Origin of the sequence: Streptomyces sp. NPDC102462 (assembly GCF_044765425.1) — a bacterium.
In the GTDB taxonomy this organism is placed as follows: domain Bacteria; phylum Actinomycetota; class Actinomycetes; order Streptomycetales; family Streptomycetaceae; genus Streptomyces.
Genome location: NZ_JBIWKB010000064.1, coordinates 17,048 through 37,380, shown reverse-complemented (window position 1 = coordinate 37,380; position 20,333 = coordinate 17,048). Strand labels below are relative to the sequence as shown.

Sequence of the window (20,333 nt, the reverse complement as noted above, 5' to 3'; positions counted from 1 at the left end):
ACGCCTACCAGTCCAGCGCGCACCAAGGGCGGCGAACTACGGGCCAAGGTGGCCCGACTGCTGGCCGACCGGCCGGCGGATACGCTCACCATCGGGGACATGGCCAGGCAGCTGGGCCACTCCCACGGAGCCGTCCGCAACGCCGCCCTCACCCTGGTGCGACGCGGCGAGGCCGACCAAGGCGGAACCGGACAACCGGAGTTCCGCGCGAACGCGAAAACCGCCGCAGCCGCGCAGACCGCTGTGATCAGCCCACCGGGCACCCACTCTCCCCGCGCCCAGGCGGCCACGGCCCGCACGACCATTCCCGCAGCAGCCACGCCCAGGCAGACCGGCCCGATCCGCCGCGCGGGGGGCCAGGTCTACCACCCCCGGGAGCTGGCCGATCTGCCCGACGTCGAGGCGTTGAATCGCTTGCGCGACGCCGACGTGCCGGTGCTGCTCTACGGCCCTCCGGGCACCGGCAAGACGAGTCTGGTCGAGGCGGCGTTCCCGGACCTGCTCACCGTCGCCGGTGACGGCGACACCACGGTCGGCGACTTGATCGGCGAGTACACACAGGACGACGCGGGAGCCTACGTCTTCCAGTACGGTCCGCTGGTCACCGCGATGACCGAGGGCCGCGCCCTGCTGATCGACGATGCCACCTTGATCTCACCGAAGGTCCTGGCGGCGCTGTATCCCGCGATGGACGGGCGCAGGCAGATCCAGGTCAAGGCCCACAAGGGCGAGACCATCAAGGCCGAGCCGGGCTTCTACGTGGTGGCGGGCCACAATCCCGGCGTCCACGGGGCGGTTTTGACGGAGGCGCTCGCGAGCCGGTTCAGCGTGCAAATCCAGATCGGCACGGACTATGACCTCGCCCTGGCGCTGAGGATCGATGCCCGGGTGGTCCGGGTCGCCCGACACCTCTCCCGCCAAGTCGAACTCGGCGAACTGGGCTGGGCCCCCCAACTGCGAGAGCTGCTCAGCTACCAGAGGACCGAGGCCGTCCTCGGCACCAAAGCCGCGCTCGCGAACCTGGTCGGCATCGCTCCTCTGGAGGATCGCGACGCCGTCGCCGCTGCCGTCATCAAGGCTGTCGGCGTCAAGGAGGTCGCTCCCCTCACCCTCGGCAAGCAGCTTTCCGCCTCGGCCGTCCGGCAGCCCCGGGGCAGCACCGGCTCCGCGCACCGGGGCCGCTCGCGATGAGCGCCCACCACCACGTCCAGTCCCCCGCCACCACGCCGGACGACGACGCCGACCTCGCGCGATGGGACGACGACGGCGCCCCGCCCGCGCAACCCCGTTCCTCCCCGGACGCGTGGCTGCGCGTGGGAGCCGAACTCGGCGATCGGCTGGTCGCCCTCTCCGGCCGCCAGGACCTCCTCGTCACCTGCCGCCCCGGCACGCGCAGCGGCACACCGGCCGCGTTCTTCCCCACTCTGGGCGAGGTCGAGTTCGACGCCGGCCTGTTCGCCCCGCTCCAGCCCCACGAGATCCATCCGCGGATCGTGGGCGACGAGGAGCGGTATCCCGCCGCCTGGGGAGTGTTCGTCCACGAGGCCGCGCACGCGGCCCACTCCGTCTGGACGGAGCCAGCCGGAGCGAACCCCCGTGTCGTCGAGGCCGCGCTCCTGCTGGAGGAGAGCCGTGTCGAAGGCGCACACCTGATCACGCGGCCCACGGACCGCACGTACCTGCGCACCAGTGCCCGAATTCTGGTCATGCCCGACATCGCCCACCCCACCCTCCAGGGCATCGAGCACGCCGCCGCCGTGGCGGCCCTGGTCCTCGGCCGCCGTGACGTCGGCATCCTGGACGCCGGCGAGACCCGGGCCGTCGCCGATCTGTGCGAAAAGGTGCTGGGCGCAAACCTGCTGGCCACACTCACCCGCATCTGGACCGCTGCCCACCAGTGCGCCGACCACGACGCCACGACCATGCTCGCGCACGCTCAAAAATGGTGCGACGCTCTGGACACCGCGGCCCCCGCCCTGCCCGTGCCGGAGAACCTCACCGATCTGCTGTCCGGCGCCGTGGGGGTCGTCATGGACAGCACGGCAGCCACCGACGCCGCCGACCTCGCGGCACAGGCCGCAGCGACCAACGCCATGGCCGCGCAGTCCAAGGCGCAGGCTCAGGACCGCGCCCAGCGGGCCGGCCAGCGACGCAAAGCCGCCGCCACCGCCAAGTCGGTCTTCAACGCCCGTGGCACCACCGTCACCCCCGACGGCACACCGGCGCCCTACGGCAACCCGGTCACCGGCACCCGCAGGCCCACCGCCGCCGAGCAGAGTGCCGCCGCGCGCCTGAGCCGCGCCCTGCGTGCCGCCGCCTACCGCGAGCGGACCGAGGAGCGGACCACCAGCCCCACCCCGCCCGGCCGCCTCAACATGCGCGCGGCCCTCGCCCGCGACGCTCAGCGCGCGGCCGGGTCGGTCCCCACCGCGGAACCGTTCACCCACACACGCCGCCGGAACTCCCCCACCCCACCGCTGCGTGTGGGTATCGCCGTCGACGTCTCCGGCTCCATGCGTGCCGCCTGCGCGCCCGTCGCGTCCGCTGCCTGGATCGTGGCACGCGCAGCAGCCCTGACCGACGCCGACTCCCTTACCGCCACCATCGCCTACGACATGCACCTGACCGCATTGACCCGACCCACCCACCGAGCACCAGAGCGCGTGACGACGTTCGATGCCAACGGCGGCCACCACAATCTCGGCGACGCCATCGACGCACTCGACCACGGCCTCGAACTCAGCCGCCCCGGCGCCGGCCGCCTCCTCGTGATCGTCACCGACGCCCGGTACGGCAGCGACGAAACCGCTCAAGCCATCACCCGCGTCAAGCAGCTCACGACCGCCGGCTGCGCCGTACTCCAGCTCACCCTCACCGCGGGGTCCCACCACTTGCCGGGGACCACCTTGCTGCACCTGCCCCAGCCCTCCAGCGCTCCCGTCGCCATCGCCACGGCGGCCACAGACGCCATCCGCAGGACACGCTGAGACGACGCAGAAGACAGAAAGTAGAAACAACCACGTGGCAATTGTCGTACCCGGTGGACCGTTGAGCACCCCTGTGGACACTCGATCGTCCATGACCTGTCTGACCGGCCCGCCGACCGTCGCGCCGGCTTCGCCCGCTGGCTCGCCGGGCGGAACTGCACCGACTGCTGGAAGACGGCGCGCAATGCCGACACGGAGTCCAAGGAAGACGTGTTGACCGAACTAAATCATACGTATTCGCAGGTCAGAGCGCCTGTCTGCTAGTTTTCGCACCGTGCCTGGCGAACGACGTCCCGCGGGAGTGCGGGCGAGCCTATGGAACCGAGTGCAGTCACGAGCATGCGTGCGTCCGCTGCCCCGTGCCGGGGCACCCTCCACGCGCCCGCTCGCTACTCACCCCCCTCGTACTCCGAACGATCCATGGCCGACGGCTCGTTGTAGGTGATCACGACCGGCGCGTTTGCCTCCGCCCGTGCGCGGTCCGACGCCGTCGCGATCTCCTCGTAGGTCCATTCCCTGTGCAGACGCTCCCCGTGGGCATCGGTGATGTCGATGACCACGCCGGTCCATTCCTCGGTGGGCTGTTCGGGGACGAGTCCCAGTTCGTACGTGGTGTTTTGGAGGAGGGATTCGGTGACGCGTATGCCGGTGAGTCTCTCGGCCAGAGCGAGGACCGCCGCCTTCCCGTCAACGCCCTGGGCGCTCTCGTCGTGCTCTCCCTCGGGAGTCAGGGGGAAGCCGACCTCCCGCAGCAGGGGGACCAGTTCATCGGGCGTGTTGCCGTCGCGCGACGAGGGGTCCTCGAACGTCGTACGGAGCTCACCGTCCTCGAACCAGTGGAAGAGGTGGATGGGCTTGCCGCCGTTGGTCGAGTGGGCCACGACCCGGCCGCCCTTCGACAGCGTCTCCACCCACGCGCCCGCGATTCCCAGGCCACCGTCGAAGCCGAGGACGAGTGTCCAGTCGCCGTTCTCACCCGGAGTGCTGAAGGCGCCCGCGACGTAGGACTCGTCCCAGTAGTCGTAGTCCACTTCGGCACGGCGGGCGTCGCCCGCCTCGATCAGCCCGGCCGTTCCCTCCCCGGTGCCGCGCGGTTCCGCCCCCATCACGCGCAGCACCTCGCGCGGGGTCCGCCCCCGTATCAGTGTCAGGGTGTATCCGCTCTCCATCGCGTGACGGAAGAGCGGCGAGGTGCGGATCCAGGCGTAGTCGTGCGCGGTCACCAAGTTCATGCGGCGCAGTCTGCCTGATGCCCCTGACAAGGCCCGGTGCAAGCCGGTTCTTTCAGCTGGATCTGGTCCTCGGATCGCGCCGAGTCCGTGTTAGCAACGTGATCTTTTTACGAGCTCACAGACTCAATGCTTGGTTCGGAGAAGCGTGGCTCGCCGCCAAGCGTGCCGAGGAGCAGCAGGCAGCCGCCGAGTGGGCCGCCAAGTTCGACATGCCACCGCTGGAGGGTCCGGAGCGGGCCCTGGACTGGGGGGATCGCTCCCGCCACCAGCTCATGACGGCCGCACACACCGCGCTGGTCATCGAGGGCGCCTGGAACGAGGCGGACTGGGCGGACCTGGAGGCGAAGGCCCGTACGATCAACCGGGCCGGATGGTGGATCGACCAAAGGGAAGCTGACGGCGCTGACCTGCTCGAACTCCTCGACGCGGCCACCGAGCAGGACCGCGGGACGGAGAACCCGTTCCGCTGACCGACCGGAACATAGCCGGAGATCGGCGGTTAGCCAAACCGGCGATCCTGCGGACCATTGATCCTCCCGCCGCCACTCGGCTCTGTGTGGAAGGACCTGCATGATCTCGCCGTTCTGGACGCCTCCGCCCACCCCGGCGTTCGCGCCGACACCCGACCCCCTCACCCCCACTCGGGATATCACTCACCAGCACTTCCAGGCCGGCGACCAAGTCGTCGTCCTCAGGGGAGTCGCCAACGGGGAACTCTGGGGAGATTCGTTGCGCGTCGTCGCTCCTTCCTGGCACACGCCCACCGACGAGGACGGCTGGCGGCTGCACGACGCGGCAGGGGGCGCGCAATCGTACATCACCGGCCACCCCCGCTACCTCGTCCACCTCTCACGCCGCTGCGCGGACTGCCTGATCCACCTGCGCGCAATGGAGGACCACCTCCTACCCAAGCACAAGGAGCACAACACGCTCATCGACTGCGGCTGGTACACCACCACCGCCCTTGGACAGCTCGTGCACATCGCCGACGCCAGAGGTGGCCGATGAGCCTCCCCGTCCGCCGTCCCGGCCTCGCGCTCGCCCGCTCCCTGTCCGTACTCGGCCGCCACGACGAGGCCCGCGCCGTTCTCAGCGGTGCCCTGGACCGGCTGCCGGCCGGCGATCCGGCCATCAAAGCCGACCTGGTGCGCGAGCGGTCGGCGATCACAGCCGAGCGCAAGCCCCGTGCGACAGCAGCCGCAGCCGCATGATTCCCCGCATCAGCTACCGCCACCACACCCCGCACAACCCTCTCACCGAGCCGCTCGGCGCCGGGCAATCCCGATCGTGAACAGCGGCAGCCTCGCGAAGACAGCATCGTCACCCACTGGCCCGGGTCGCACCTCTATACCTTCGGCGACGAGCAGTCGCCCTGGACCGTGAAGCAGTGGGCCGGCAGCCCTCGCGCACCGCTGGAACTGGTCTTCCGCCACATCCACGGCATCCAGCAGAACCTCGACCATACGGCCGCCGACCTCGCCAGAGCCCCGCCCGCCACCGCACACACCACCATGGCCCGACGCATCCTCTAGGACAAACGTCTCTCTTGGCTTCTGCCGACCGCTTCGTATCCGTCCACCGGGATCCGCACTCCGAGGAGGTCCTCGTCCGCGGCGGCACCCCGGAGGCCCACAGCATCATCCAGCGATCCGGCTTCGTCCCTGTGGTCCGCCTCCACGAGACCTACCACCGCACCCCCGCCGGCCTCACCGGAGACAGGGAGAACCGAATGGCCACCGATGCCGTCGCCCAACTCCGGTCCGCCGGTTACCACGTCGACTGTGACGAGCCCTTCGACACCAATTCCCAGACGGTCCGCCATCCGGCGCTCGGCGGCTCGGTCGCCCACCTCGCCGAGCGTCTACGCGAGGCCACCACAACCGGCGAGGCTGCCGATGTCCTCACCGAGCTGACGGCGCCCCACGACGGCATCCTCGCCGGGCTCGACGAAACCCTCGCGGCCCTCGCGGACTTCTTCGACGGCCTCGGCAATCCGGCCGATCCGCACATCGCCCGGCGCCTGCGCTACCTCGCCGATGAGTACGTACGCATCGTGCGCACCGACCTCGCCCACACCCGCGGCCAACTAGCCGACCGGCACGCCTCGCACCCCGGGCGCCGCGACTGGGCCCAGGAGGTGCACGACAAGGAGCACGAACGTTCCGCCGTGTGCGCCGGCCCGCCCCCGCCGGGCGCGCTCCCGTCCCCGGCTTCCCCGCCTGTGACCGCCGGCCCGCGCCGCTGACCCTGCAACTGCCCAAGGACACCATTGCTCGACCACGACACCTCCGACCGCCTCGCCTCGTATGCGGATGTCCTCGCCAGCGAACTCCCCGGCGCCTGGACCAGCACCCACTACCCGGCCGAGGACAAGGACGACCTCGCCGGCCTCGCCGAACGGATCTGGGATCTCGACCTCGTCGCCCAGGCCCTGGCCGAGCACCCGCTCCGGCAAGCGGCCGTACTCACCCGCGACGACGGAGCCCAACTCGTCCTCCTCGACCGGCATGACCACCGCGGTGGCTTCCTCATCGCCGCCGTCGCCCCCGGCGAACTCCCCGACGAGGCATACCGAGGAGTGAGCGAGCCGAACGGCATCACACTGGCCGACGACCCCTTCGCCGGCGCGGGGATGGTCGCCGGCGACCTGCTCGGCCGCTACGACGCCGCACTCGCGCAGGCCCGCCTGAACGCGACCGAGGACGTGTCGCCCTCGCAGGCGGACCGCCTCGTGCTGACCTGGCAGCCGGACGGAAGTCTCGCCGCGGCCCCGGTCGGCGAGAGCGCCGCCGCCATTCTGCTCGACAACGGCTTCGTCCGCGACGACACGACGGGCATCTACCGCCTCAGCGGCGACGACACCCTTGTCCAGGCCCGCGCCGTCCAGGCGATCGGCCCGCTGCTCAACGCGCACGGCATCTCCGCCGCCATCCAGCACCCCTCCGGCAGGATCGCGCCGTCATCAGCCCCGCCGGCCGTCCCCCCGCCCGTCACCCGCTCCGGCGCCGTACGGACGCGATGACCCCGTAGGGAACCGAATTGGCGCCCCCGAACGGCTCCCCTCGTCCTGCTCGACTGCTTCGGCTTTGACCGCCACGTCACAGCGACCGCAGGTTATGTCCACGAGTGACACGAAGCGCCCAGGCACCTCGCCCTGGACGAGCAGAAACGCCTGTCCAGCCACGCACTTTCCGTCCCTGGTGATGGTCGGAAACAAGGTCAACCGAGCCCCGAGGCATTCGACGAAACGACCTTCGAACAGGCTGCGGACACGATCCGCTCCCGACCGACGGCTGTCGCTACCTGCGCGTCTGCACCCCGCTGGTCCGGACCGTGCCTTCCTACTGGGCAGCGCATGCCCGGAGGCCGTCCTCGCCGAGTCGCAGAGGATCGGGCACCACCCCACCGACCACCCCCATCTGGAGGAGCATGTCCCACCCGACCCCGTATCCGGTGCGGCTGGCCGACGAGGTCACCCGCCAGCTCTGCCAGCTCGCCGACCACCTCGCCCAGCTCCCCTCTCACCAGGCCATGCAGGTCATCGCCCGCGTCCTGGACCCGGACGACGGAGTCCTCGGCGGTATCACCCACCTCGTGGTCACCGGCAGCATGTTCGCCAAGGACCAGGCCGAGCGAGGCACTGTGCCCGCAGAGGTGTGGCTCGCCCTGGGTCGGGCCTCGAACGAACTCAACGACATCGCCCTCGACCTGGACGAACACCTCGGCACCCTCCGGAACCTCCGCACCGAGACCGCCATCACGGCGGAAAAGCCGCCGACCCCCGCCCCGCTCGTGGTCCGGCGGCGCCGGTGAAAACAACGCAGTGGCTGGGCTGGGGGCCGGGAGAGCAGGCCCAGCAGCACTACCTCGTCCAGCCCCGTGCCCTCGCCGGCGGCGGCGACGTCCGGCACATCTCCGAATTCCTTCGTGCCTCCGGTTGGCGTGACAAATCCAAAAAGGGCGGACCCCTCTCGATGGAGAGTCCCGACCGCACGGTCCGCGTCGCCTACGACCCTTACGTGCTGCCCGGCGGGTGGACGATCCACGGCACCGTGACCGGCCACCAGGACGAGTGGTGGGCACACCTCGGCCGACAGACACCCGTCGAGATCGTCGCCGGCCTCACCGACGCACTTGCGCGAACCCGGTCCGCACACGCCCCCGACGTGTGGGCGCCGCTGCGGGAGCAACGCTGGCGCAGCCAGCCCGAAGCCGGGCAGGTCACCGCGACCAGTCCTGACGACACCGCGTGGATGCAGTTCCACCAGAGCCCAGACGGCACGGCGATGTGGTGGGCGGGGGCGAAGGACGGCCAAGGCAATGGCTGGACAGCCCAGTTCACGGCCAGCACCCCACTGCACTTGGTGCAGGCGTTCTCTGCTGCGCTCGCCAGCCCCGAGCCCGTGATGCGCCCGCTCGGCCGCGTCCCGCCCAGCACACGGATCCGGACCATGTCCGTCTCTGTCCTGCCGTCCCAGCTCAGCGCCTGGCAGCAAGCCCGCATCACGGCCGCCCGCGCCGCCACCTGGGCCCGCAACACCGGGCCCCGCACCAACACCCGGCCCTACGCCCGGGCGGGCGGCACCCACACCCGCCGCTGACCCCCGACTGCCACACCTCAGGAGCTCAGTGCCCGCACTCACCCAGGACACCATCCGCACCGCGGCCGAGACCTTCTCCCACCACAGCGACCACCTGCACGACAGCCCTGAACCGGACGAGGCGTTCGCCCTCGTCGAGCCGCTGCTCGACGTACCCGGACACACCTCGCAGCCACGAAGTCGGTCTCGTGATCACCGAGTTGCGCGCCGCCGCGTGGGAACTGGCGACCAGCACACCCTCCACTACGTTCTGGACGACCTGCACGCCCTGCACGGCAGCGCCGCCGACACCGATGCGGGGTGCGGCCGGTGCCCGTGAGCGAACGGCAGTTGACCGCGTTCGCCAACACGCACGCCTGGCGCATCCCCTTCGACACCAGCCCCCGCCACCTCGCCGGCCCCGGTGACGCCCGCCACGTCACCCACGGACTCGCCGCGGCCGGATGGACCCGCACATCTGACCCTCTCAGCCCCGAGATCATCCTACGCAGCCCGGACCACCGGCTCACCCTGACGTTCGACCCGCAGTCCACCACGTCCGCATGGTGGCGGCTGCTGGCCGCGCCCACCCATACCGAGCCCGGCTGGTACGCCGAATTCGGCGAACTCGTCCCCGCCGAGATCCTCGGCCGCCTCACCGACGCCCTCACCGCGACGCCACCGGCCCGGCAGCCCGACCCGTTCCAGGCCCTGGAGACAGCGGGATGGCAGGTGGACAACGCCGCCACGGCCCACTCCGCCGATGCCATGTGTCACGTGGAGCGGCGTCCCGATCAAGCCCGAGGGTTCTGGCACATCGAGACCTGCAGGCCAGGACACGGCACCCTGATGGGGCCCAGGATCTGGCACGCCTGGTTCGACCCGCGCACTCCAGCTCATCTCGTGAGCGCCTTCATGACCGGGCTCGCCGATCCCGCACCGCTCACCCGCGGCATGTTCGACCGCACCGCCCACTACAGCGTCGTGCAAAAGCCCAGCCCGCTCACCCCCGAGCAGGTCGTCAAGGCGCACACCATCCGTCTCGACGCCATCCGCGCCCAGGCCCGCACCGCCCGCCGCCAGCATTCCCCACAGCCCAACACGCCTCCGGAAGCACCCGGCACAGCGCGGCCTGCCGCTCGCCGCTGACCCCGATTGGACCACCCACCATCTCCTTCGACCGCACAGCCCACCGTGAGTACCTGAAACATCTCGACGACTACGTCCGCGACAGCCAGCAGATCCTCGACGCCTGGGACGCCTACTCCGACGAGCACACCGATCTCGACGGATGGCCACACGACGCCCACGCCTACGGCCTGCGCAAGAGCCGGCGCGACGCCGACACCGCTGAGGCGTTCGAGAACGTCCATGCCGGTGCCAGCTCCCTGCTGGCCACGGCCAGCGTGCAGCTCGAAAGCCTGCCCAGCAACGCGGTGCAGAACCGCTGGGCATATCAACTCGGTGTTCTGCAGGCCGCGCTCGACGGCCTCGACACCCTGCGCGATCAGTGGTTGCGCACACGCGACGGCCTCCCGGCCGACGCCCGTCCCGGCACCCCCGTATTCGACGACGCCCTGGCGGAGTACCACGCCGAATCGTGGAGCTACCTCGACGACTGGGCCACCCATGGGCACGCCCTGGCGGACATCAACTCCGCAGTGAAACACGCCGCCTCGCTCAGGGCCCCTGCGCCGACCGCCTCCGCCCCCGCAGCCGGCAGGGCTGTTTCGGTCCGGAGGTGACCATGCCACGGCCCACCGAGACCGTCGAGGTCGAGTTCATCGCTCCGCGTCACCTCGCCGGCGGCGGAGACCCCGCGTGGATCACCGTCCCCCTCCACCGCGCCTGCGGCTGGAGTCACGGACACGACCCCCTGATCCCGCGCGTCATCCTCTCCAGCCCCGACCAGAAAGCTCTACTGCGCCTTGAGCCCGATCCTGAGGGCCAATGGTGGACCTTCCACCACATCGCTACGCAGGGCCGGCCCGCCTGGCACGCGAGCTTCGGCGCCCGCACACCGGTCGAGATCATCGCTGGTTTCACCGACGCCCTCACCGCTCCCGCAGCGACAGCCGCCGCACCCGCCGATCCCTACGAGCCTCTCGCCCGCGCCGGCTGGTCGCCCACCAGCGCTCGGGACCGCCTCCTCTCGCCGGACGGCAGGGCCATGGTCCAGCGGGCGGGCAGCGCAGGCGATGGCCCCTGGTTCGCCACCGTCACGCTTCCCGGCCCCCGATGGGTGTGGCAGGCCCGGTTCGATGAACACACGCCGCCACACCTGATCACCGCGTTCACCGCCGCGCTCGCCGATCCCAGCCCTGTGCCGCGCACCGGCAGCCCGGTCAGCATCCCCACCCGGAACCCGAACCTCGTCACTCGCACGCACCGGGGCGTGCCCACCATGCAGGTCGCCTCCGCCCTGGAGGAACGCGTCCGCGCCCTCGCCGCCCGCCGCACTGCTTCGCCGACGCACCCGAGCACGCCGCGCCAGCCCCCGCCCAACTCTGGCCGCAGCCGCTGACCTTACGCCCCGCCCGGAAGCATCCAGCCCCTTTGCTCCCATCCTCCCGTAGCTCCGACGGGTACGACGTCGCCTTCCGGGTTCTCCTCGGAGTCCTCGCCGTCGTCGTCCCACTCTCGAACCTCGCCTGGCTGTCCGGCAACATCACCGCCTACCTCACCGGACAGCCAAGGGCGCCCTACCAACCGACCGCGGCCCTGCTCCACCCCGACCAGCTCTGGCCCGAAGCCGGAGAGACGTCCCTGCTCATCGGCGCACGCGCCGTCCCCATCGCCGTGCTTCTCGCCCTCGGTGCTGCGGCTGGCATCCTGTGGTCCCGGCACAAGGACCGTGGTGGCGGCCGGAAGAAGAAGATCACCGGGATGGCCGGGCCGAAGGACATCGAGTCCCTGATGGCCAAGGCGATCACGCGCAAGGCGCGCGAGCTGCGCCCAAGTCTGAAGACCGCGAAGCACATCGACGCCCGCGACACCGGCATCCTCCTCGGGAACCTTCAAAACACCCGCCACGAGGTCCGGATGGGGTATGAGGACGTGGCAGTCGCGATCATGGCGCCACGGTCCGGCAAGACCACCTCGCTGGCAATCCCGTCGATCCTCAACGCCCCCGGCCCGGTTCTGCTGACCTCGAACAAGGCCGCCGGCGACGCCTACACCGCCACCCTCGATGCCCGCGCCTCAACAGGACGGGTGTGGTCGATGGACCCGCAGCAGATCGCCCACGCCGCCCGCGAGATGTGGTGGAACCCCCTCACCGACGCCAAGACCCTCGACGGCGCGGGCAGGCTGGCCGGCCACTTCCTCGCTGCCTCGGTCGACGCCAGTCAGCACGGCGACTTCTGGTCCAAGGCCGGATCCAACATCCTCTCCCAGCTCTTCCTCGCCGCTGCGCTGGACGACCGGCCGATCACCGACGTGATGCAGTGGCTGGCCTTCCCCGCCGACCGCACCCCACTCGACATCCTCCGCGACCACCAGTTCACCGCGGTCGCCGCCCAGCTCAAGGGAACCGTGGAAGGCCCGCCGGAAACCCGCGATGGCATCTACGAGACCGCCCGCCAGTACGCCGCCGCCCTCCTCAACAGCGAGATCGCCGCCTGGGTCACCCCACACAAGGACGTCTCCGAATTCCGGCCCGCCGACTTCGTCACCTCGGCCGACACCCTTTACCTGCTGTCGAAGGACGGAGGCGGAGGCGCGTCAGCGCTGATCGCGGCGTGCGCTGACTCAGTGATGCGGGCCGCGACCGCCCAGGCTGAACGCGCAGGCGGCCGGCTCGACCCGCCGATGCTGGCGATCCTGGACGAGGCCGCCAACGTCTGCAAAATCAGCGATCTGCCGGACCTGTACTCTCACCTCGGCTCACGCGGGATCATCCCGATCACCATCCTGCAGTCCTACCGCCAGGGCCAGAAGGTCTGGGGAGACGCGGGCATGGACGCCATGTGGTCCGCCGCGACCGTCAAGGTCATCGGATCCGGTATCGACGACCCGGACTTCGCGGACAAGCTGTCCCGGCTGATCGGTGACCACGACGTCGAGACCACCTCCACCTCCACCTCCGAGTCCGGGAAGTCGACGTCCGTCAGCATGCGGCAGGAGCGGATCCTGCCCGCCGATGCCATCCGCGCCCTGCCCAAGGGCACCGCCCTGGTCTTCGCCACCGGCATGCGCGCCGCGATGCTCGACCTGCGCCCCTGGTACGCCGAGCCCGGCGCCGGCGAACTGGCCGCCGCCTCTGCCCGTGCCTCGAAAGCGATCACCGAACGCGCCATCGCCCAGCACGCCCCAGCCCGTTCCGACTACGGCCCGGCCGCATGACCGGATCTCGGCTACACCTTGTGCCAGTCCGCTCCCGCGTCCACGACCACGCCGATGCCACAACTGCGTCTGCGGTCGAACCGCGCAGCCGGGCAGCCGCGCATCTCGGCAGTAAGACCACCCACTTCACCCTGCCGCCGGCTCACACCGTTGCCACCGCGCAAGACCGACGCGCGGAGTGCGCTCCAGCAGCAACTGGACGCAATCAACATCCAGTCCCAGATGAGCGTGCACTTCCACGATGCTCTCAGCGCGCTGTCGAACACCCGCGCCTACCTGAACCGAACCCCATCAGCCCAGACAACACCCCATGTCGGCACCGCCACCCCCGGTCGTCAGGCCGGCCACCAGCCGCTGACCCCGACCTGCCACTGATGACGACACCACCCGACCCCGAGCACACACCCCTGTTCAACATGGACGTGCCCGTGCCGCTGACCCCCGTGGAGCGCCTGCTTGCGCTCGCCGACCTCTACACCCAGCACAACGACAGGATCGACCTCCTGTTCTCCGGTCACGCCCATACCGCCCCCGACGCCTACGTGACCTCCGCCCACCGTCTGGAACGCGAGGCCCTGGCCTGCATCAAGGACGTCCGGCAGCAGCACCTGCCTGCCATCGAACCAGTAGCCAGCGCTGTAGTGCGCCTGAAGCAAACCGCCTACCTGACCAGCGGGGCCACGCGCTACCTCGCCGCAGCCCAGCAAGCCCTGCCCTCACAGGCTGCGGAGCACACACGCCCCGATCCTCGCCGCGGCTTCGGACAGTTGATGAGGCTCCCTGAATCTCCTCACCCGGTGCTCGGGGGTGGGACAGACCTGCTCGCCGAGATTCCCCACCCTCAGGTCGCTGACCTGCGGTCGGGCGCCACAAGGGAGGGGCCGGCCGATAGCCAGCCAGGCCCAGGGGCGGGTCGAGCTGTCCAGGGTGGGCGAAGCCCATCGCGCAGCGACGCCGAAGGCGCCCTTGACCGCTCGGCACGGCCCGCACACTCCACGAGCGGGCGGCCCCGGTCCCCGTTGCCGACAGCAACCGACTGGGGAACGAAGAGCAGCCCTGGCCGTTTTCAAGAATCCTCATCACAGTACGTACGGCTGGCCCGTGAACTGACCGCCCTCGCCCCCCTGTCCATCGTCGAGTCAGCCAGCCACATCGCCCACAGGCTGTCCGGCAGGGCCCGCAACAGCAGCAGCGTCCCCGACCTCGACGCAGCCCAGCACAACGCCCTGCTCGAAGTCGCCCGCGGCCACATCACCATCACCGAGCAGCACGGGCACCGCGTACACGGCCACACCTCGACGGCGGCCGTCGAGGTGCTGCGCCACCTGGAGGCCCAGCACCTGGTGACCCGCCAGCCGGCATCCGTACCTCCGATCTTCCCCGGCGGAGCGCTTCGCGACCGCGTACGCCTGACCGCCCTCGGAATCTCCACGCTCAGCGCGGTCATCGATGCACCCCCGCACATCAGCCTGCCCATGACACGCCCCGTCACCGCCCCCGCTGCGGCCAACGCCGCCCGCGCACACCGCTGACAGCACCACCCGCTCCCCAGCGCCCTCCTGCCGCCGCCTCGTTCACTTCGGCACATCATTCCGCGTACCAACGCTTGAGCAGCGCGGCGACACACAGCAAAGCCTCCGAGGCCGGTATGTGGAGCGCGTCGCCGATACGGATGACGCCTGGGTGACACGGCATCTGCGAAACGGCACGACGCCCTCGGACGGCTCCGCCGTGCCACGAGTTCCCCTCTGCCGCCGCAGTTCACATGCCAGACCGGCCCGCTCGGAGAGTCCGACTCCGATGCGCCAGCCCGGAGCCTGCCTATCACCCCGAAAGGTCTCAGCCCTGTCTCGATTCTCAATAACTTGCCCATTCCACGGAAACGCCCAATGGCGCCACCTCCCAGACGACTCCCCGACGGGGTGGCAAGACGTGGTGGAGTTCGACGCGGCCGTCCGCAAGGGAAATTCCCATACCCACGCCACAGGCAACAAACTGCTCGGCGAAGTGTTCCTCCACCGCTGCGGCATCCCATTCAGCGAAGTCCCGATCGACTACGTCACCGCCGCCGGATGGGCGGCGATGCGGCAGGAACTCGCCAACGGTGAAGCAGACTTGGAATGGCTGCAACAGGAAGTCATCGACGGCTCGTCTCCGTGGGCCCGCCGCGGAGAACTCGCGCGGGCACAGGACGACTTCGGATTGGCCTCTTGATAACCCTGGACCTATTTGCGGGCCCAGGTGGGTGGAGCCACGCATTGAACGTCCTCGGTGTTCGGGACGTGGGCTTGGAATGGGACGAATGGGCCTGCAAGACCCGCGCGGCAGCCGGACAGTTGACTCCTCGCACGGACGTGGCCTTGTATCCGGTCTGGCCGTTCCTCGGACGGACCGTCGGGCTGATCGCGAGCCCGCCCTGCCAGGCATGGTCGATGGCTGGCAGGCGCCTCGGCCTGGTGGACCAACCCCTGGTCCACCAGGCGGTCTCAGACCTCGCCCAAGGCCGCGACACCCGCGAGAATCTACTCGCCGCCTGCCGGGATGAGCGCAGTCTGCTGGCCGCCGAGCCCATGCGCTACCTCCATGCTCTGAACACAGTGGGCGAGCCGGAGTGGGTCGCCTTGGAGGAGGTCCCCGACGTTCTGCCGCTCTGGCGTCAATACGCGGCCACCCTTCGCCGGTGGGGATTCTCCGTATGGACCGGCATCCTCAACGCCGCCGACTACGGCGTACCGCAGACGAGAAGGCGCGCGATCCTGCTCGCCTCCCGGGTCCGTACAGCCGAACCGCCCACTCCCACCCATGCCCAGGTCGCCGAGCCCGAGTCACTGTTCGGGCCGGGCCGCGCCCGGTGGGTGTCCATGGCCGAGGCCCTCGGCTGGGGCGCCACCGACCGGCCCGTCCCCACCGTGTGCGCCGGCGGCGGACCAGGAGGCGGCCCCGAGCCCTTCCCCTCCGGCTCCCGCAAGACCCTCTCCGACGCCCGCACCCGCGGCACCTGGACGCCCCGCAGCGACACCAACGCCGTCCCGGCCTCCCAACGCTCCGGGAAGACCGCGCGCCACGACACCCTCGACAACCGCCCGCCCGGGGATGCGGCCCCCGCGCTCGCCCCTGATGCGCTCCACTGGGCATGGTCGCTGCGCAGCAACAACCAGGCCAACGCCACCGTCCGACCGTTGTGGGAGCCGGCCGGCACGCTGTTCTTCGGCCACCGGGCCAACGAGTGCACCTGGGTCGCCGACACCACCAGCATGGAAGGCGAACAGCAGCCGGTGCCGGATCCGATCAGGATCACCGCCCGCGAAGCAGGCATCCTGCAGAGTTTTCCCGCTGACTACCCCTGGCAGGGCAACAAGGGCCAGCAGTTCTCCCAGATCGGCAACGCCGTGCCTCCGCGTCTGGCAGCCCACCTGCTCGCCCCGCACCTCAACAAGCCCGTCAATCCTGAGGACTTCGCCCTCGCAGCCTGATGCCCCACACCCCTGACACCTCTGACGCCCCCGAGGACGACGACGGTCTGGAGCGCGTGCGGGCTCCCCAGCCCGTGTACTACGCCGAACAGGCCCTCCTCGGCGCCCTCCTCCTCGAACCCCGGCGCCTGGCCGACACCGGAACTCTGACCGCCGGCCACTTCTACAACCACAGCCACGCCGCCCTCTTCACCGCGATCCGTACCCTCCCGGCGCCCGAGCCCGCCGACCACGCCAAGGACACCGCCTGGCTCACCAAGGTGCTGGAACATGCCCGGCCAAAGGCCCGCGGCCTGAGCGCCTCCTACCTCCACGGGCTCATCCAGTTCTGTCCGCAGGCCAAGCACGCCGCCGCGTACGCCCGGATGATCCGCGCCGACCACGCCCGCCGCACCCTGCGCCTGCACGCCGAACGCCTCGCACACACCGCCGCCGACACCACCGGGCCCAACCCCACCGCCGCGACCCTCATCCAGGCCGACGCCCTCGGCCGCGTCCTGGACGACCTCGCCGGCCAGTTCGCCCCGCACCCCGGCTCCCTTCCCCGCACGCCGCCCATCACCGCCGTCGCGCGGCACGGCAGCGAGGAAGACCTCGACGAGGAACGCTGCCTGCTCGCAACGGCCACCGCTTACCCGGCCGAGGTCCAGCAGATGCGGTGGCTGGCGGCGGAGGACTTCATCTGGCCGCTGCACGCCAAGCTGTGGCAGTGTGTGACCACCCTGGTCCACCGCGGTGACATGGTCGACCCCGTCACCGTCCTCGGCGAGGCCCAACTCCGCGGACTGATCACCGACGCCCTCACCGCCCGCGACCTGATGGCCCTGGTCTCCACACCCGCAGGCTCCCCCGAATACTGGGGCGAGAACGTCCTTCGGCGTGCTCTCCTCGCCCGCGCCCACACGGTCGCGACACGGATCACCGCCTACACCGACGACCTCGCCAACACCCCCCACCAGCTCGTCACCGGCAGCCGACGCGCCCTAGCCGACCTGAACGCCCTGCGCACCCGCTGGCACCACGCCACCTCCCCCGTGCCGGCGACCAGGCCCGCGCGTGCCAGAGCCACGGCCGCGCCCCGGGCCGGCCCGCCGCCGACCACGGCACCGCCCGCCGCGCGTCTGTCCCGCTGACCCTGAACCGGCCGGTGGCCGGACCTCCCCACTCCGGCCACCAGCACGAGAGATCACCCCTGTTCGTGACGCCACCCACCATCGACGCGCACGTCCGCCTCGACGCCCACCCCACTCACACCAGCGCCGTGACCGCCACCCTCACCGGCACCCGCCACGACCTGGCCCGCCCCGTGCTGACCGCGCACGGCTTCGACGCCCTCGACGACCACACCCTGGTCATGGCCCGCATCGACCGCGAGGAACCCTACTGGGCCGACACCGCCGCCCAGGCCCTGACCGCCCAGGGCATCACCACGCAGATCACCGACCGGCTCCGCGAAGCGATCGACGAGAAATGGACCTGGGCCAACTACCCCACGCCCTGGAGCACCCGCCAGGAAATCCGTGAGATCTCCAACGAAGCCCAGAAGATCTACGACGACATCCGCCACGGGCGGCTCCTCATCCACGCCCATGCCGAGGACGGCCACACCACCGTCGCCATCGGCACCTACCTCGACAGCGGCAAGAGCGTCTACCTCCACGGCGAAGACCACCTGCGGCAGATCGCCGACAGCTTCGACTCACCCGCCCAGGCCCTCACGGCCTTCGAACGCCTCCACGCCGCCACCATGCGTCCCGGCCCCGCACCCCTGACCGACACCGAACGCGAGGCCGCCCAAGCCCGCACCTCACTCAGCGCACCGTCTGCCGCGCCCGAACCACCCGCCCCGAACCGGAGATCGTGCCCGCCCACGCCGCCGACCCCGGCAACCACGAAACCGCCTTCGACGACTTCCTGACTGCCAACGGCGACTGGCAGCGCTACAGCACGTGGGACGACAACACCAGCGTCGCGACCCACGAATCACTGACCTTGCGCATCCTCTTCGAGCATGGTGCCGGCCCCCGCGACGCGCAGTGGACGATCGCCGCCTACGAGAGCCCTGTCAGCGAGCGCATGTGGCACATGACCGTCACGCCCGCCACCCCCCAACCCATCCTCCAAACCCTGCTCACGGCCCTCAGCCACGGACAAGCATCGGAGACCGCGCTCGGAACCCCGGTCACCGACAAGACCGTCGCCCAGGCCACCCGCCCCCTCACCGACGCAGGGTGGACACCCACCATGGACGGGCGCCGACTGCGCTGGCAGCCCAAGGCAGGCGACGTCGGCGTACAGTTCGACGCCTTCGCCGCCAACACTCCCCACCAGCCCCTCGACACCTGGACCATCTGGTCCGGCCCCAGCATCAACCAGCCCACCTGGGCCATCCGCGCCTCCGTCTACACCCCGGCCGGCCTCCTCGCCGACCTCGCCGAAGAACTCGCGCACGGCACCGGCACCCGCCGCCACCGAAGTCACGGCACACCCCGGCAACTGCCCCAGCACGCCACGGTGCGCCCCGCCACCGCGCCACCCGGCCCGCAACGCCAGGCCGGCCGACCGCGTTGACCGGCGAACACAGCCATGGCTCAAGCGGACACGGGGATGCCGCGGAGCCACTCGCACCGTGCCGTTCGTCTGCGCATTCGCACAGGCTTGCGCTGCGCTGAACGCTGGTGCGCTGCCCCGCCCCGGCAGCGCGGAAGGCTGGGACGCTCCTGGATTCACTCTTCAGTGCACTGTCGCCAAAGCCCTTGGCCCATAAGGTCGAACCAGCGGCCGTGTACGGCAGAGGAGTTCACATGAAGCGCGAGCGGGCAACGCAACTGCTCCACGAGATGCTCGACAGGCTCGAGGAAGGTGCCCGCCCCCTCGACCTCGTGGACGAGGTCTACATCTTCGGTTCGTACGCCCGAGGCGCGCTTCAGCCAGGCGACATCGATGTGGCAGTGGTCCACCACACCGACACCGAGTTCACCGAGGACGTCGTCAGCGCCATCATCTACGGCCGGGACCCCATGGCAAGCATGAAACGCGCCCTCAAAGGCAACAGGCGCGGCTTCCAGTTCCAGTTCAACCAGAACGACCGCCTCCCCGAAGGCTCCGAGCCGCAACTACTGTGGAAGCGCGGCGACACCCGCGCCACCGCACAAGAACGGCTGCAGGCGATGAAGGCGGACCCGGACGCTGGCCGAGCGCTCCGCGACGCGATGATCGAGCAGTTCGACGGGCTCGACCGGTGGATCCCCCTGCCCATACGTGTCCAGCTCGTGGAACTGCTGGAGACCGGCGGGATCGAGATCAGCCGCATCGCCCTCACGGACGCCAACCCCACCAGCCCGGCCGCCGTGGCCGCCCTGGGGCGCCGATGGAAGCCGGACAGCCCACTGCGCCGCGCAGGCGCTGCCGCCGTGCGTTATACGGAGGACACCGGCGTGTCCCCGCCGTCCGTGTGGGTACAGGGACAGCCACTCGACCACCGCCGCGACCAGTACGGCGCCGGCGCCCTGTGGATCAATCTCGGCTGGTACCACTTCGACCAGCTCATCTACCGGCTCCGCGAGGGCGCCCAGAGTCTGGAGGTCGTCCGCCCCACACGGACGCAGCCGCTTCACGCCCTCCACATCACCGTGCGCGACGCCACAGCCCTGCCCCCGATGTAGCCACACCGGCGGGAGTGCTGACGAAAACGGCACCGCTCAGGAGACTGATCAG

Annotated in this window: 24 protein-coding genes; 23 read left to right on the top strand and 1 reads right to left on the bottom strand. The window is 70.3% G+C overall.

The genetic code is table 11. From position 1 onward, the window contains the following. The first annotated feature begins 48 nt into the window (after positions 1–48). Together ACIRFL_RS36310 and ACIRFL_RS36305 are read left to right on the top strand one after the other, a co-directional pair. Positions 49–1,191, top strand: coding sequence for an AAA family ATPase (locus ACIRFL_RS36310; RefSeq protein ID WP_404037583.1), 1,143 nt, complete (start codon positions 49–51; stop codon positions 1,189–1,191). After that, positions 1,188–2,987 carry a hypothetical protein gene (locus ACIRFL_RS36305; protein ID WP_404037539.1) on the top strand — a complete coding sequence of 600 codons (1,800 nt, stop codon included), beginning with the start codon at positions 1,188–1,190 and terminating at the stop codon, positions 2,985–2,987. The genes ACIRFL_RS36310 and ACIRFL_RS36305 overlap by 4 nt, the downstream gene beginning before the upstream one ends. 389 nt (positions 2,988–3,376) lie before the next feature. Here ACIRFL_RS36305 and ACIRFL_RS36300 read toward each other — a convergent pair whose 3' ends face one another. Then, positions 3,377–4,219, bottom strand: coding sequence for a DUF6461 domain-containing protein (locus ACIRFL_RS36300; protein ID WP_404037536.1), 843 nt, complete (start codon positions 4,217–4,219; stop codon positions 3,377–3,379). Positions 4,220–4,317: 98 nt separating this feature from the next. Here ACIRFL_RS36300 and ACIRFL_RS36295 point away from each other — a divergent pair, with 98 nt between their 5' ends. The 21 genes from ACIRFL_RS36295 to ACIRFL_RS36195 all read left to right on the top strand — a co-directional run bounded on the left by ACIRFL_RS36295 (position 4,318) and on the right by ACIRFL_RS36195 (position 20,281). Continuing rightward, the gene (locus ACIRFL_RS36295; protein WP_404037534.1) at positions 4,318–4,689 is read left to right on the top strand and encodes a hypothetical protein; all 372 of its coding nucleotides are present in this window, start codon (positions 4,318–4,320) and stop codon (positions 4,687–4,689) included. Positions 4,690–4,789: 100 nt separating this feature from the next. Next, positions 4,790–5,227: a hypothetical protein gene (locus ACIRFL_RS36290; RefSeq protein ID WP_404037532.1), complete on the top strand. Its 438-nt coding sequence runs from the start codon at positions 4,790–4,792 to the stop codon at positions 5,225–5,227. After that, positions 5,224–5,430 carry a hypothetical protein gene (locus ACIRFL_RS36285; RefSeq protein WP_404037530.1) on the top strand — a complete coding sequence of 69 codons (207 nt, stop codon included), beginning with the start codon at positions 5,224–5,226 and terminating at the stop codon, positions 5,428–5,430. The genes ACIRFL_RS36290 and ACIRFL_RS36285 overlap by 4 nt, the downstream gene beginning before the upstream one ends. 168 nt (positions 5,431–5,598) lie before the next feature. Beyond that, on the top strand, positions 5,599–5,751 hold the full coding sequence (locus ACIRFL_RS36280; RefSeq protein WP_404037527.1) for a hypothetical protein: 153 nt from the start codon (positions 5,599–5,601) through the stop codon (positions 5,749–5,751). 14 nt (positions 5,752–5,765) lie between these two features. Continuing rightward, positions 5,766–6,464: a hypothetical protein gene (locus ACIRFL_RS36275; protein WP_404037525.1), complete on the top strand. Its 699-nt coding sequence runs from the start codon at positions 5,766–5,768 to the stop codon at positions 6,462–6,464. A 24-nt stretch (positions 6,465–6,488) separates the two neighbouring features. Then, on the top strand, positions 6,489–7,241 hold the full coding sequence (locus ACIRFL_RS36270; protein ID WP_404037522.1) for a hypothetical protein: 753 nt from the start codon (positions 6,489–6,491) through the stop codon (positions 7,239–7,241). Positions 7,242–7,648: 407 nt separating this feature from the next. Next, a complete protein-coding gene (locus ACIRFL_RS36265) occupies positions 7,649–8,032 on the top strand; it encodes a hypothetical protein (RefSeq protein ID WP_404037520.1) in 384 nt (127 codons plus the stop codon). Further along, the gene (locus tag ACIRFL_RS36260) at positions 8,029–8,820 is read left to right on the top strand and encodes a DUF317 domain-containing protein (protein WP_404037517.1); all 792 of its coding nucleotides are present in this window, start codon (positions 8,029–8,031) and stop codon (positions 8,818–8,820) included. The genes ACIRFL_RS36265 and ACIRFL_RS36260 overlap by 4 nt, the downstream gene beginning before the upstream one ends. A 28-nt stretch (positions 8,821–8,848) precedes the next feature. Continuing rightward, the gene (locus ACIRFL_RS36255) at positions 8,849–9,139 is read left to right on the top strand and encodes a hypothetical protein (RefSeq protein ID WP_404037514.1); all 291 of its coding nucleotides are present in this window, start codon (positions 8,849–8,851) and stop codon (positions 9,137–9,139) included. Beyond that, entirely contained in the window at positions 9,130–9,948 is an 819-nt protein-coding gene (locus tag ACIRFL_RS36250; protein ID WP_404037512.1) for a DUF317 domain-containing protein, read from the top strand. Before ACIRFL_RS36255 ends, ACIRFL_RS36250 begins: the two co-directional genes overlap by 10 nt. A 257-nt stretch (positions 9,949–10,205) precedes the next feature. Next, complete coding sequence (locus tag ACIRFL_RS36245; protein ID WP_404037509.1) at positions 10,206–10,544, top strand: hypothetical protein; 339 nt, start codon at positions 10,206–10,208, stop codon at positions 10,542–10,544. A 2-nt stretch (positions 10,545–10,546) separates the two neighbouring features. Then, complete coding sequence (locus ACIRFL_RS36240) at positions 10,547–11,323, top strand: DUF317 domain-containing protein (RefSeq protein ID WP_404037506.1); 777 nt, start codon at positions 10,547–10,549, stop codon at positions 11,321–11,323. Between the two features lie 32 nt (positions 11,324–11,355). Continuing rightward, on the top strand, positions 11,356–13,143 hold the full coding sequence (locus ACIRFL_RS36235) for a type IV secretory system conjugative DNA transfer family protein (protein ID WP_404037504.1): 1,788 nt from the start codon (positions 11,356–11,358) through the stop codon (positions 13,141–13,143). A gap of 54 nt (positions 13,144–13,197) precedes the next feature. Continuing rightward, positions 13,198–13,518 carry a hypothetical protein gene (locus ACIRFL_RS36230; RefSeq protein WP_404037501.1) on the top strand — a complete coding sequence of 107 codons (321 nt, stop codon included), beginning with the start codon at positions 13,198–13,200 and terminating at the stop codon, positions 13,516–13,518. Further along, on the top strand, positions 13,518–14,675 hold the full coding sequence (locus ACIRFL_RS36225; protein ID WP_404037498.1) for a hypothetical protein: 1,158 nt from the start codon (positions 13,518–13,520) through the stop codon (positions 14,673–14,675). The genes ACIRFL_RS36230 and ACIRFL_RS36225 overlap by 1 nt, the downstream gene beginning before the upstream one ends. Before the next feature lie 400 nt (positions 14,676–15,075). Continuing rightward, positions 15,076–15,357, top strand: coding sequence for a hypothetical protein (locus ACIRFL_RS36220; RefSeq protein ID WP_404037495.1), 282 nt, complete (start codon positions 15,076–15,078; stop codon positions 15,355–15,357). Beyond that, complete coding sequence (locus ACIRFL_RS36215) at positions 15,357–16,616, top strand: DNA cytosine methyltransferase (protein WP_404037580.1); 1,260 nt, start codon at positions 15,357–15,359, stop codon at positions 16,614–16,616. The genes ACIRFL_RS36220 and ACIRFL_RS36215 overlap by 1 nt, the downstream gene beginning before the upstream one ends. Continuing rightward, entirely contained in the window at positions 16,616–17,749 is a 1,134-nt protein-coding gene (locus ACIRFL_RS36210; RefSeq protein ID WP_404037492.1) for a DnaB-like helicase N-terminal domain-containing protein, read from the top strand. Before ACIRFL_RS36215 ends, ACIRFL_RS36210 begins: the two co-directional genes overlap by 1 nt. Positions 17,750–17,814: 65 nt before the next feature. Then, the gene (locus ACIRFL_RS36205) at positions 17,815–18,534 is read left to right on the top strand and encodes a hypothetical protein (protein ID WP_404037489.1); all 720 of its coding nucleotides are present in this window, start codon (positions 17,815–17,817) and stop codon (positions 18,532–18,534) included. Continuing rightward, positions 18,477–19,187: a DUF317 domain-containing protein gene (locus ACIRFL_RS36200; RefSeq protein ID WP_404037486.1), complete on the top strand. Its 711-nt coding sequence runs from the start codon at positions 18,477–18,479 to the stop codon at positions 19,185–19,187. The genes ACIRFL_RS36205 and ACIRFL_RS36200 overlap by 58 nt, the downstream gene beginning before the upstream one ends. Positions 19,188–19,420: 233 nt before the next feature. Beyond that, positions 19,421–20,281, top strand: coding sequence for a nucleotidyltransferase family protein (locus tag ACIRFL_RS36195; RefSeq protein WP_404037483.1), 861 nt, complete (start codon positions 19,421–19,423; stop codon positions 20,279–20,281). The last annotated feature ends 52 nt before the right edge of the window (positions 20,282–20,333 follow it).

Excerpts from the sequence above, each read along its gene's own strand:
- ACIRFL_RS36300 (WP_404037536.1), bottom strand. The coding sequence starts at position 4,219 with ATGAACTTGGTGACCGCGCACGACTACGCCTGGATCCGCACCTCGCCG.
- ACIRFL_RS36240 (WP_404037506.1), top strand. The coding sequence starts at position 10,547 with ATGCCACGGCCCACCGAGACCGTCGAGGTCGAGTTCATCGCTCCGCGT.
- ACIRFL_RS36195 (WP_404037483.1), top strand. The coding sequence starts at position 19,421 with ATGAAGCGCGAGCGGGCAACGCAACTGCTCCACGAGATGCTCGACAGG.
- ACIRFL_RS36305 (WP_404037539.1), top strand. The coding sequence starts at position 1,188 with ATGAGCGCCCACCACCACGTCCAGTCCCCCGCCACCACGCCGGACGAC.
- ACIRFL_RS36230 (WP_404037501.1), top strand. The coding sequence starts at position 13,198 with ATGCCACAACTGCGTCTGCGGTCGAACCGCGCAGCCGGGCAGCCGCGC.
- ACIRFL_RS36290 (WP_404037532.1), top strand. The coding sequence starts at position 4,790 with ATGATCTCGCCGTTCTGGACGCCTCCGCCCACCCCGGCGTTCGCGCCG.
- ACIRFL_RS36210 (WP_404037492.1), top strand. The coding sequence starts at position 16,616 with ATGCCCCACACCCCTGACACCTCTGACGCCCCCGAGGACGACGACGGT.
- ACIRFL_RS36265 (WP_404037520.1), top strand. The coding sequence starts at position 7,649 with ATGTCCCACCCGACCCCGTATCCGGTGCGGCTGGCCGACGAGGTCACC.
- ACIRFL_RS36285 (WP_404037530.1), top strand. The coding sequence starts at position 5,224 with ATGAGCCTCCCCGTCCGCCGTCCCGGCCTCGCGCTCGCCCGCTCCCTG.
- ACIRFL_RS36225 (WP_404037498.1), top strand. The coding sequence starts at position 13,518 with ATGACGACACCACCCGACCCCGAGCACACACCCCTGTTCAACATGGAC.